Source organism: Candidatus Thiodiazotropha sp. AKAK3 (assembly GCF_058244645.1).
Genome location: NZ_JBSYOQ010000070.1, coordinates 1 through 12,868 on the forward strand (window position 1 = coordinate 1; position 12,868 = coordinate 12,868).

Below are 12,868 nucleotides of genomic sequence, written 5' to 3' on the forward strand. Positions count from 1 at the left end.
TCTGCAACCACATCCAATTCAGCTTTGGTCAGCTTTACCCCATTCAGGTAGCGGTCAACGATTGGGCTTGGCTTGTAAAGCTTGGTCCACCGGGATATGACTTCGTCATCACACCAGTTCAAAGCTGATTCTCGGTCGACCTTCAAGACAGTGTGAGTGTGGTTATGCATTACTGCATAGGCGCAGATAGAGATTGAGAACACTCCATCGAGCTGCTTGAGCTTTTCTACGATCCACTCTCTACGGTGTTCGTAGCTACGGCCGGTTAACTCATCCTCTCCGCACAGGAAGGCGCGACGTACACAGCGGGATATGCAGTGGTAATAGGGGGTTTCATCAAGACAGATCTGTTGCTTGCGCGATATCGTCATCGCCTGCTCCTTGGCTTATATACATTCCATGTACTCCCATGACTTTAACGCACTTGAATGCTCTTTTCAAATGGTGGCTGTCCCTATACCCCGGTCTCAAATGGTGGCTGTCCCTATACCCCGGAGTCGAATCGAGAACGGATTGGCCTGCTAGAGATATGCACTTGTGCTGTTTCGAGGTGACTCACGCTAGGGAAGCTTTCGACTCCGACCCCTCCCGCTTAAGATAACGGCAAGGCAGCAGAGGCCTCAAGATCTTGACTTGTTCAGCCCAACAGACGCTTTACCGGCCCAAAAGAGCGGCGGTGAATCGGTGTTACCCCATGATCATCAAGACCAGCCAGATGTTGCTTGGTTGGGTAGCCTTTGTGCTTTGCCAATCCATAACCTGGATATTGTGCATCCAACTCTACCATCTCCCTGTCCCTGGCAACTTTGGCGATGATCGAGGCAGCACTGATCTCTGCAACACTACTGTCGCCTCCGATAACGGCCTCTGCAGGACACGCTAAGATGGGTAGATGTTTACCATCAACTAGTGCCTGATGTGGTACAACTGATAAACCTTCTACAGCCCGTTTCATTGCCAACAGACTCGCTTGTAGAATATTGATCTTATCTATCTCTTCTACCTCGGCACGCCCCAGGGACCAACAGTAGGCCTCTTCTCGAATTACAATATCGAGTGCTTCCCGTCGTTTTTCGCTCAGCTTTTTTGAGTCTGCAAGGCCCTGAATTGGCCTGTCAGGATGCAATATAACCGCAGCTGCAACCACTGGTCCGGCTAATGGCCCCCTGCCTACTTCATCAACACCTGCCACCAACTGAATTATCTGTTTGCTCTGTTTTGAACTCATGATTTACTTTGATTATCACTCATAGTCAGACAAGATTATTGGTTGGCATCCGGCTGCCAACTCTCTCTCTTCAGAATATCCTCAGAGAGGGTAGCCACAAGCTCCTTGGCCAATAATTTACGATCAATTTTTCCATTTGGATTGGTAGGAACAGTCGAGCGGAATATCACCAGGCTGGGAATCATATAGCTGGTTAATCTCTTTTTACAGGCATTTATCAACTCATCCTCAGAAACTTTTATCCCTTTGTGTGGCACCACGATCAAGGCAATGGAGTGTCCGAGTTTGGGATGTGGAAGCCCCAAGGCCACAACCTCATTCACCAGCCCGGTTGCATGAAAAATCGCTTCAATCTCATTCGGACTGACACGATATCCCGAGGTTTTAATCTGATCATCCTCTCGGCCGATAAAATAGAGATAACCTTCACTATCTTGCTTGACGATATCCCCAGACCAAACCGCCAACTCCCGATCAGCAGAGTCATCTCTCCCATTGGGAACAGGCCTAAATCGTTGAGCTGCTTCATCTTGATCGTTCCAATATCCGAGGGATACCAATGGGCCGCGATGAACCAACTCTCCTGGCTCATCTGTACCACAGGGAGTGCCATCAGGTTTCAACACCATCACTTCAGCATTTGGAATCGCAATACCCATTGAAGTCGGACGAGCCGCCACCTGATCGGGAGGCAGGTAGGTTGAACGAAAGGCCTCGGTCAGTCCATACATCAGATAGATATCTGTATCAGGAAGGTTTCGTTGCAACTGCTCAGTGGTCTCTACAGGTACAACACCACCTGAGCTGGTGACATATCTTAGATACTTAGCAATCTCTGGAGGCCAGCTCTGCTCTACCAGAGAATTCCAAAGTGGGGGGACTGCAGCAAGGCCGGTAATCTTCTCTTTTACCAAGGTGTTCAACACTTCCATTGGTAGTAGATAGTTAATCAATACTGCAGTAGCACCAACCAGAAAGGCGGTGGTCAGTTGGCTGACGCCGTAGTCGAAACTGAGGGGAAGTACGACCAAAATCCGGTCAGAAGCGCAATTGTTCAGGTATTGCGCAACACTCTTCGCCCCTGTCACCATGTTTTGGTGGCTGAGAACTACCCCCTTGGGCTGTCCGGTACTACCAGAGGTATAAAGAAGTGCTGCTATATCAGATTCATTGATTCGAGGCAGTGCGTTGAGCTGCCCCAATTGCAGAAAAGTATGCCAGGAATAGAGTCTCTGCACATCTGTGCTACTCCTTCGACTCTTGCAATCATCGATCAACACCAAATTACTGAGTTGAACCGGCTTTCCAAGATCGCCGTTCAATGCTCTATATTTGCCGCAAGTGGTTATCAATAATTTTGCATCACAATCCTGCAGTATATGAGCCACCTGATGGGGTTTCAGTACCGGGTTGACTGGTACAAAAATCGCCCCGGCGGCTACTGTGCCAAAAATCGAAACCACATTCTCAAGACATTTTGGCAGGTAGATTGCCACCCGATCTGATTTTTCGATGCCGATAGTCATCAGGGAGCTGGCAAACAGCTCGACCTCTCTGGCCAATTCACTATAAATGTGTGAGCACTCTTTGTATTGAAGGGCGCACTGATCCGGCGAGCGATTGGCAGACTCGAATATCAGTTCATGTAGTAGCGCAGCCATTGAATAAAGTATGTTTCCTTACATTCTATATTTTAAAATACTCATCTTGCATCAGAGCAAAAAAAATGGAGCCTGTCTAATTGCATAGGTATTTGAAATTTTTTTCATTGTCCAGACTCAATCAGTTGAAGGATCATTTCAGCGGCTCTTGAGGCAGCATCCTGTTTCAGATGCTGATGGATCTTATGGTAACTCAGTGCGATATCTTCTCGCTGCTGAGGGTCATTAAGCAGATCAATCAAAGCTTGCCCCATGGTCTCAGCCTGGCACGCCTCCTGAAGAAATTCTGGTGCCAGCATACGTTCACTCAACAGATTAGCGATCGCCACATAAGGCGTCTTCAGAAGCTTGAATCGCCGTATCAACCAAGCTGTTAGTGGCGACACACGATAAGCTACAACCATCGGTTTTTTTAACAGTAGAGTCTCGAGTGTAGCAGTACCAGACGCTGTCAACACAACATCTGCCGCGCCAATCGCCTCTCTGGGCTGACCATCCAATAGTTTTACAGAGATCTCAGAAGATTGTCCCTTTATCGCATCGCTGAATGCCTGTTTAATCTTCTGGTTAACCATGGGAGCAACAAACTGTAGCTCTGGCTGCTGCCGTTTTAACCAAACAGCAGTTTCAACAAATGGCAAAGCCAGTCGGCTTACTTCACTCATGCGACTGCCAGGCAGAAGCGCAATTACCGGTTTCGTGGCATCTAATCCCAGTTGCTCTCTCACTTCACCAGGGTTCCTGGGCTGTAGTGGTATCTGATCTGCCAGTGGATGCCCCACATAGGCTGCAGGTACTTGATGCTGTTTTAAAAAATCCACTTCGAAATCGAAGATACAGAGCATAAGATCAACCGCTTGACGTAACTTTTTGACCCGCCCCTGGCGCCAGGCCCAGACTGTTGGGCTGACCCAGTGGGCGGTGGTAACGCCAGCCCTCTTAAGCTGAGTTTCCAGCGCCAGATTGAAATCGGGGGCATCAATACCCAGTACCAGATCAGGTGGATGCTTGAGAAAGTGATCCACCAATTGGCGTCTGGTTTTTAACAATCCTGGCAGATGACCCAGCACTTCAACCAATCCCATTACCGGGTCCATGGTTGCCAGAGAGCGACAACCTGCCGCTTCCATCAACGGCCCAGTCATCCCTTCAAAAACCATCTCAGGGGATTTTTCCTGCAGTGCCTCGATCAATGCTGCAGCCAGCTGATCACCTGACACCTCATTAACAATGATGCCAATTCGTTTGCTATGTTGTGATCTATTTGGCTGCATCAGAGAGTGCTCTGAATACTTGTTGTGAAAAGGTGTTATCGCAGGATGCCACGACCACTATGGGAAAGAAATTCCGACAGAATTCGCAATTCCGGAGTATCTGAGGCCAACTTTTCAACCTCTTCCCGCGCCGCTTCCAGGCGCTGTCCCGAGTGATAGATAATTTTGTAAGCCCGCTTAATCTGCTTTATTGCCTCCGGACTGAACCCTCTCCGACTCAACCCTTCACGATTGATCCCATGAGGTTTGGTGGGCTGTCCTGCGGCCATGAAATAGGGCGGAAGATCCATATTGATCGCAGACCCCATGCCGGAAAAGCTGTGAGCACCGATGCGGCAAAATTGATGAACTTTGGTGAATCCGCCGAGAATAGCATAGTCACCAATCTCCACATGCCCACCCAGTGAGGCGGCATTGGCGAGTATGACGTTGTCACCCAATATGCAATCGTGTGCAACATGAATATAGGCCATCAAAAGATTATCGTTGCCGATGCGGGTAATGCTCTGATCCTGAACGGTACCCCGATGAAGCGTCGCAAACTCTCTCACCACATTGCGGTCACCAATCTCCAGAAGAGTCGGTTCACCAGCATATTTTTTATCCTGAGGATCTTCTCCAACTGACGCAAACTGATAGATACGGTTATCTTTACCGATTCGGGTCGGCCCGTTGACTACCACATGAGGACCAATCACCGTTCCAGCGGCAATGCTCACATCCGCACCGATAATTGAAAAAGGTCCGACACTGACCCCCTCTTGCAATTCCGCTTTCGGATCAATAACTGCGCGTGAATCGATCAGCTGCCTATCTCCCTGGCAGTACACATGATCTCTGCAGTGGCTACGGTTCTGCCATCCACAGTAGCTGAGCAGGTAAAGAAACCAATACCCCGTTTCAACTTATTCCGAAAAACATCAATGATCAGTTGATCGCCTGGTTCGACCTGCTGTTTAAAACGTGCCTTATCAATACCGACAAACAGGTAGATGGTGGTCTCATTGACGGTTTCAGGATTAGACTCCATGGCCAAAAGACCTGTTGCCTGAGCCATCGCCTCTACAATCAGCACACCCGGCATAACCGGTTGAATCGGAAAGTGTCCATTAAAAAACGGCTCGTTATAGGTAACATTCTTAAGCGCACGCAATCGGGTATCTTTTTCATATTCCATGACCCGGTCTATGAGCAGAAAAGGATAACGGTGCGGCAGCAGGCTCAGCACCTTGTTGATGTCCATAGCGATCAAACTACCCTCCCATGACTCATGCTTCTCATTTGAATGACTCTCCGGTGAGTGTCTTCACCGCTTTTTTTAGAAATTTCAGATCTTTGGCCATCTCATCGAGATGCCTGAGTCTGGCAATCATCTTACGCCATGCGCCATTTTCCATGGCAGGCAGATTGCCACTGTAATAGCCTGGCTCGGTGAATGAGCGCGATACCAGGGCCGCCCCGGAAAAATGCACATTATCACCTATCGTCAAATGCCCTGCCAGACCGGTTTGGCCGCCGACAGTACAGTAGCTACCTACTTTCGTTGAACCAGCAATTCCGGAACAGCCGGCCATTGCTGTATGTTCACCGACCTCGACGTTGTGCGCGATCATTACCATATTATCCAGCTTGACCCCATCATGCAGAATCGTATCTTCCAGTGCGCCCCGGTCAACTGTGGTATTGGCACCAATCTCCACCTCATCACCAATCCACACCCGTCCCAGTTGCGGCACTTTGATCCATCTACCCTGATCGTTTGCCAAACCAAACCCATCCGCACCAAGTACGGCACCGGGATGTATCAAACAGCGAGCACCTATGCGGGTCCGGTGACAGAGGGTTACCCGAGCGACTAGCCGGGTCTGTTGGCCAATCTCACAATCGGACTCGATCACACTGCCTGGCCCGATGACAACATCTGCCCCAATGCGGACTCTCTCACCAATAACAGAACAAGCGCCAATTGTAGCGCTACCATCAATCTGCGCCGATTCCGCCACAACCGCCGATTCTGCTATACCTGTTTTGGTTTCCGCGACAGGAAAAAGTATGGTTGCTGCCCGAGCATAGGCCAGATATGGATTATCAGTAATCAGCGATGCCGCTGGACAGTCCATCGCCGCATCTTCAGACAGAATCACTGCTGAGGCACCCGTCTCATTGAGGTAGCGACGGTATGCCTTATTGCTGAGAAAACTCAACTGGCCTGAGCTTGCACTCTGCAGGGTAGCAACGCCATCTATTCGCAGATCCGGGTCTCCGCGAAGCTCGGCCCCGATCGCTTCAGCGATATCTCCAAGTCGATTCGACAAGTCTACTAACCCAAACCTATTCAGCTGTTCTGTTGCGGAGCTTTTCTAACACCTTCTCAGATATATCGATCTTTTTACTGAAATAGACCACACCATCTGAGACGATCAAGTCGATATTTTCACTCTTACCCACTTCCTGAATCACCTCACGAACCTGCTGACGGAGCTTTTTGAACTCCTCATTCTGGCGTAGATTCAGATCCTCACGAAATTCGGTCTGTGCATTTTTTAACTTTCGGCTACGGCTGAGAATATCCCGCTCCAAGCGCTTCACCTCTGATTCGCTCATTACCGAACCATCTCGCTGTAGCTTCTCTTCCAGTTGTTTAAGTTGCTTTTGCGATGCCAGAAGGTCTTTCTCCCTGCGGGAAAATTCTGTCTGCAACCGCTCTCTAGCCGTCTTATACTGTGGTGATTCTTCAAAAACTTTTGTGGCATTTACAAATGCGATGCGATACTCCTCGGCGTAGGCACTGCTCGAAGCAGACACAACCAGTATCAAAGCAACTAGAAATATTCGTAATGAGTTCACCCATCAACTCCCTAATTAATTTTTAGAATCCGCTACCAATTCTGAATTGCAGCGATTTAGTCTTATCACCCTCTTCCTCTTTTAGCGGATAGCCCAAGCTGAAAGAGAGTGCACCTACCGGAGAAAACCAGGATAACATTAGACCGGTAGAAGCTCTAAATCCATCCCACTTAATCTCTTCGTTATTCGCCAGATCAAATACATTGCCGACATCAACAAACATACCGGCACGCACTGTATCCTTGAAATCGTCACCAAAGACGGGAAACAGTAACTCCATCTGACCCACGATTCTAGCATTTGCTCCCAGTGCGTCATCCTGGGAATCTTTGGGACCGAGGGTATTCTCTTCAAAAGACCTGACTGACCCTATGCCACCAGCGTAGAAGTTACGAAAAAACGGTAACTCGTCGTTATTTCCGTAACCATCACCGTAACCCAGTTCACCGTTCAACTTTAAGGTCAGGCTGCTAGTCAGCGGAAAATAGTGCGCATTACGGTAACTCAAACGATAGTACTGCAGATCACTGCCCGGCGTGTTCAATTCCGCAGAGAAGATCTGGCGCCCGCCCCGATTGGGGAAAATCGCTCGATCACGGGTATCACGAATCCAGCTGCCGACCAGTTCAAAATCGGAGAATTTCTCGCCATTCTCCTCGAGAAATGATTTGATCTCATCAGAAGGAGACGACCCTTCGAAGAACTTCGTACGCTCATAGGCAAGACTGAACTTCAATCGATCATATTCGGTTACCGGTATTCCGAAATTGATTCCCAAACGCCCGACATCAGTAGAGTAGCTGGATATATTGAGCTCAGAGTAGTCGGTCTCCCGATAACTCATCTCATACCCCTGACTGACGCCATCAATGGTGTAGTAGGGATCAGTATAGACAACAGTCACCTTCTTGGTGGCATCACTGGTATCGAAGCCGGCACTGACCCGCTTTCCTGTACCAAGAAAATTATTCTGGCTGATACTGGCGTTGAACAGCACCCCCTGGGTCTCAGAGTAACCAACACCGGCGCTGAGACTGCCTGATGCCGCTTCAGTGACACTCAGATCGACATCCACCAGGTCTGTGGTCCCTGGCACTGCGGGGGTTTCCATATTAACTTCGTTAAAGAAACCTAACCGTTGCAAACGCTCTCGTGAGAGGCGTGTCTTTTCACCTGAGAACCAGGCCGATTCCATCTGACGCATCTCACGTCGCAACACCTCATCTCTGGTGGTGGAATTTCCGACAATATTGATGTAGCGCACGTAGACCCTTTTTCCAGGATCGACAAAGTAGGTGATGGCAACCTTTCGGTTCTCCCTGTCGATGTCGGGAATGCTGTTTACATTGGCAAACGCATAACCGGCATCCGAATATTTTTTATTCAACCGCTCAGCACTGGCGGTCACTCGTTTGCGGGAGAAAACCCCTCCCCGTCGCAGACGGATCAAAGGAAAGAGCTCCTCCTCATCCAGCTCAAGATCCCCGGCCAGCTTGATGTCGCTGAGGGTAAAAACATCTCCTTCATTGAGCGCTATGGTGATGTAGATATCCCTCTTATCAGGGGTTATGGAGACCTGGGTCGACTCAATCTTAAAATCGATATATCCCCGATCGAGGTAGAAGGAGCGCAAGGTCTCCAAATCACCAGACAAAGCCTGCTTGGAGTACTTATCCTTACTCGAGAAGATGGCATACCAGGCGGGAATCCCCAGTTCGAGTTCATCGAGCAGATCATCATCTTCGTAGGCCTTATTGCCAATGATGTTGATACTCTTGATACGTGCCGTCAAACCTTCAGAGATCTCGATATCCACCCCTACCCGATTGCGCTCAAGTGGTGTGACCGTGGATTTGATCTTCACACCGTACTTTCCGCGGGCAAAATATTGGCGATTGAGCTCCTGCTCTACCTGTTCTAACAGGGATCTCTTGAAGACCCGCCCCTCAGCCAAACCGATATCCTTAAGGCCCATCAACAGCCGATCATTATCCAGATCCTTGTTGCCACTGATATTTATCTCTGCGATAGCCGGCCGTTCGTGGACGAATACAATTAACACCTCACCTTCACGTTCCAGGCGTATCTCTTGAAAGAAACCGGTTTTGTGAAGCGCACGGATAATCCGGGCAGTATTTCCCGCATTTACCTCATCACCGGTTTTAACCGGCAGATAGTTGAATACCGTACCTGCAGAGATACGTTGCAAGCCTTCGACTCGAATATCTTCTACGATAAAAGCAGAAACGAGCTGAGGAAAGAGAGCACCGCCTAGCAGCAACAGAGTGGTTAAAATCCGCAAAGAAAATAGCATTATGTTTTGATACAACAGAGTTTGTTCATTATTAAACTGCTTTTTTGCAGAATCCCCCGAAACATCAGCAATTATTCGAAAGGGCGTAAGTATAAGTTATCTTATTAGTTCAGGATACAGACCTATCCTTTTGATTCATCTGCCAGGACTACCCAAAAAACCGGTTGAAATCCACATAGAAGGCAAGACTCATAACCCCAAGCAGGATGAGCAGCCCAATCTTCTGTCCCTGCTCCATGAATCTGTCGGACAATGGCTTGCCCTGAATCGCTTCAATGAGGAAATAGAAGAGATGCCCGCCATCCAATACAGGGATGGGTAACAGATTCAATACTCCCAGACTGATACTCACCACAGCAAGAAACTTCATGAAGTAGACGATACCATAACTTGCTGATTTACCTGCAGAATCAGCAATCGATAACGGCCCACTCAGGTTTTTTACCGAGACCTCGCCGATGACCATTTTACCCAGCATTCTGAGCATCAACACTGAAAGATCCCAGCTTTTTTGCAGCGCATGCCCCATGGAATCCACAGGTCCGTAGCGCACGATAGCCCGATAATCATCCCAGAGGCTGTCTGGGAACTTCTGCGCACCCGCGCCTATTCTGCCATAGGGTTCACCCCCATCAGGTGCTACAGTTTTCGGGGTCACTTCAAGAAAACGTCTATCACCATCTCGATCGACCACCAGCCGCATCGTCTGATTTGGCCTCTCCCTGACATATTCGACCCAGGCTACCCAATCGCTGATCATCTGATCATCGACCTGAACGATCAGATCACCAGGCTTAAGCCCTGCAGCTTCAGCAGGTTCATCAGCAACCACTTCACCTATAATCGGAGGAATTTCTGGCCGATCCGGGGTCAAACCCAAATTGGTCAACAAGCCCCCATCCTCTGCCAGTTCAGACAGATTGTCACTGGGCAGTTGTATCAGCCGTTCATCCTGATGCTGATTCAACAATCGGATGTTGAGTGCATCCTGATCGAGTGACTGGGATAACATCACATACAGCACATTCTCCCAGGTCGGGGTGGGTTCTCCGCCGATCGAAAGAATCTGATCGCCAACCACAAACCCGCTTTGCTCTGCAATAGAACCCGCTTCAACCTTTCCAATCAATGGCTTAAGGCCTGTATCCCCGGTTACGAATATCAACCAGAAAGCCAGAATGGCAAAGATAAAATTGAACAGCGGCCCTGCCACAACAATCGCACTACGCACACCGAGTGACTGCCTGTTGAATGCTTGGTCTTGCATTGATTCAGGGACCGGCGCCTCCCTCTCATCGAGCATTTTCACATATCCACCAAGAGGAATCGCTGCTACGACATACTCAGTACCATCCACTGGGCTGACCTTTTTCCAAAGAGGCCGACCAAACCCGATGGAGAAACGCAGCACCTTCACCCCCAGTTTGCGAGCCACCCAAAAATGGCCGAACTCATGCACAGCAATCAAAATTGCCAGCGCAAGAATAAATGAGACGATGGTGAAGAGTAGTGAATTCATAATGTCTATTCAGCCGATACCGCAGCTTGAGACCCTATTTTGTACAACTTGTTCCGCGGTAACCCGCGCCTTACGATCCGCATCAAGCAGGCTATCCAGATCCTTTACCTGTTCTACTGGTTGCAACTGAAGTGTCTCCTCTACAACCTCTGCGATTGCCGTAAAGCCCAAGCGCTCATTTAAAAAGGCATCGACCGCAATCTCATTTGCAGCGTTCAAAACAGCGCAGGCAGTACCGCCACTATCGATTGCCTGATAGGCCAAACCTAGACAGGGAAACCGGTCTAGATCAGGCTCTTCAAAGTCGAGGCGGCCAATTTGAAAGAGATCGAGACTGGACACTCCGGATTCAACCCTCTCTGGCCAGGCGAGGGCGTGGGCGATGGGGGTACGCATATCGGGCTGGCCTAGCTGGGCAAGCACCGAACCATCGATATATTCGACCATCGAGTGGATTACACTTTGTGGGTGTAAAACAACTTTTATCTTATCCGTCTTGGCCCTGAACAACCAGTGGGCCTCGATCACTTCAAGCCCTTTATTCATCATCGTGGCTGAATCTACAGAAATCTTCCTGCCCATATCCCAATTTGGATGAGCACAGGCCTGAGCGGGTGTCACATCATGCAACAGATCAAGAGGTGTAGTACGAAAAGGCCCACCAGATGCGGTAAGCAGTATACGTTTGATGCCGGATTGTGTCAGGTTACCCTGATAGTCATCAGGCATACATTGGAAGAGAGCATTGTGTTCACTGTCTATAGGGAGGATCTGGGCATTATGGCTCTTCACTTCCTGCATAAACAGATCACCAGCAACCACCAGGGCTTCCTTATTGGCAAGCAGCAAACGTTTACCGGCTCTAACTGCAGCCAATGCTGGCAACAATCCTGCTGCGCCGACAATTGCGGCCATAACCCAGTTTGCCTGAGGCATGGCAGCCGCAATCTCCAATCCCCTCACGCCGGATAGAACTTCGGTTGTCAGGCCTCGCTCATTCAAGGCTTTTGCCAATTGATTGGCTGACTGCTGATCCGCCATTACTGCGATTTCAGGACGAAACTGCTCACATTGACCTAGCAGCCCCTGCACATCACTGTTGGCGGTCAAAGCGACTACCCTATATTTATCCGGGTGTCGGGCAACTACATCCAGAGTACTGATACCGATCGATCCGGTCGAACCAAGGATGGTTAAACCTTTCATCATGCTTCCCCAAGCAGGATCAGGCCGAACAGGAATAGAGGTGCTGCGGCAGTCAGGCTGTCTATTCGATCCAGCATACCACCATGTCCCGGCAGCAGTGTGCCACTGTCCTTCATACCACTCTGTCGTTTGAGCACGCTTTCAAACAGATCCCCAACCACCGAAGATAGCATCGTAATCAGACAGAGCATCAGTAGCAGGGGTGCGGTGACCCAGCCAGCATCCAACAACCATATCAGGATGAAACCGAATAAAAACGCACTCGCCAAAGCCCCATATACACCTTCCCTCGTCTTTCCGGGACTGACTTCCGGGGCCAATTTGTTGCGCCCCCAACGATGTCCTGCAAAATAGGCCCCAACATCTGCACCCCAGATCATCATCAATACAAACAACAGCAAACCGGGGCCATAGTCGGGAATTCGATGCATTGTTATCAAGGCGATCCAGGACGGGAGCAGTACGATAACCCCTTCCGCGGCCTTGATCAGTCTGTTGCTGGAGGGTTCCTGATCAGCCTTATAGCGAACAATACGCAATAGTATAAAACACCACCACAGCACAGCACCTGCCATGATAATGGGTATCCAGGATGCAGGTAGATAGAGATAGCAGCAGAGCATGAGTGAAAGCATCAACAGAGTGTAGGCTATCTGTTGCGGCAGCTGTTTCATCCCACTCAACCTGGCCCACTCCCGACTGCCTACCCCAACCACAACAGCCAGGAACAGTGCAACGTAAACCGTAGGTAAAAACAACACTGCCGAAATCACCAGTGGTGCCAGAATCAATGCGGTGATAACACGCTGTTTCAGCATA

The 12,868-nt window shown here is 49.4% G+C and carries 11 protein-coding genes and 1 pseudogene; all 12 read right to left on the reverse strand.

What is annotated here, in order from left to right:
- Nucleotides 1-371 (reverse strand): annotated as a pseudogene (locus tag AC4IE7_RS18270) (alpha-amylase family glycosyl hydrolase); the annotation flags it as partial.
- A gap of 266 nt (nt 372-637) precedes the next feature.
- Nucleotides 638-1,228 carry a ribonuclease HII gene (rnhB, locus tag AC4IE7_RS18275; protein WP_490778303.1) on the reverse strand — a complete coding sequence of 197 codons (591 nt, stop codon included), beginning with the start codon at nt 1,226-1,228 and terminating at the stop codon, nt 638-640.
- Nucleotides 1,229-1,263: 35 nt separating this feature from the next.
- Nucleotides 1,264-2,889: an acyl-CoA ligase (AMP-forming), exosortase A system-associated gene (locus AC4IE7_RS18280; RefSeq protein WP_490778304.1), complete on the reverse strand. Its 1,626-nt coding sequence runs from the start codon at nt 2,887-2,889 to the stop codon at nt 1,264-1,266.
- Nucleotides 2,890-2,993: 104 nt separating this feature from the next.
- Entirely contained in the window at nt 2,994-4,163 is a 1,170-nt protein-coding gene (gene lpxB / locus AC4IE7_RS18285; protein WP_490778305.1) for a lipid-A-disaccharide synthase, read from the reverse strand.
- 35 nt (nt 4,164-4,198) lie between these two features.
- Nucleotides 4,199-4,993, reverse strand: a complete 795-nt coding sequence (gene lpxA / locus AC4IE7_RS18290) for an acyl-ACP--UDP-N-acetylglucosamine O-acyltransferase (protein ID WP_490778306.1) — start codon at nt 4,991-4,993, stop codon at nt 4,199-4,201.
- Nucleotides 4,966-5,406, reverse strand: a complete 441-nt coding sequence (gene fabZ / locus AC4IE7_RS18295; protein WP_490778372.1) for a 3-hydroxyacyl-ACP dehydratase FabZ — start codon at nt 5,404-5,406, stop codon at nt 4,966-4,968. Before fabZ ends, lpxA begins: the two co-directional genes overlap by 28 nt.
- A gap of 34 nt (nt 5,407-5,440) precedes the next feature.
- Nucleotides 5,441-6,478, reverse strand: a complete 1,038-nt coding sequence (lpxD, locus tag AC4IE7_RS18300) for a UDP-3-O-(3-hydroxymyristoyl)glucosamine N-acyltransferase (RefSeq protein ID WP_490778307.1) — start codon at nt 6,476-6,478, stop codon at nt 5,441-5,443.
- Nucleotides 6,479-6,494: 16 nt separating this feature from the next.
- Nucleotides 6,495-7,010, reverse strand: a complete 516-nt coding sequence (locus AC4IE7_RS18305; RefSeq protein ID WP_490778308.1) for an OmpH/Skp family outer membrane protein — start codon at nt 7,008-7,010, stop codon at nt 6,495-6,497.
- A gap of 22 nt (nt 7,011-7,032) precedes the next feature.
- The gene (gene bamA, locus AC4IE7_RS18310) at nt 7,033-9,324 is read right to left on the reverse strand and encodes an outer membrane protein assembly factor BamA (RefSeq protein ID WP_490778309.1); all 2,292 of its coding nucleotides are present in this window, start codon (nt 9,322-9,324) and stop codon (nt 7,033-7,035) included.
- A gap of 148 nt (nt 9,325-9,472) precedes the next feature.
- Nucleotides 9,473-10,843: an RIP metalloprotease RseP gene (gene rseP / locus AC4IE7_RS18315; protein WP_490778310.1), complete on the reverse strand. Its 1,371-nt coding sequence runs from the start codon at nt 10,841-10,843 to the stop codon at nt 9,473-9,475.
- Between the two features lie 9 nt (nt 10,844-10,852).
- A complete protein-coding gene (ispC, locus tag AC4IE7_RS18320) occupies nt 10,853-12,049 on the reverse strand; it encodes a 1-deoxy-D-xylulose-5-phosphate reductoisomerase (protein WP_490778373.1) in 1,197 nt (398 codons plus the stop codon).
- Nucleotides 12,049-12,867, reverse strand: a complete 819-nt coding sequence (locus tag AC4IE7_RS18325; protein ID WP_490778311.1) for a phosphatidate cytidylyltransferase — start codon at nt 12,865-12,867, stop codon at nt 12,049-12,051. The genes ispC and AC4IE7_RS18325 overlap by 1 nt, the downstream gene beginning before the upstream one ends.
- Nucleotide 12,868 lies beyond the last annotated feature (1 nt).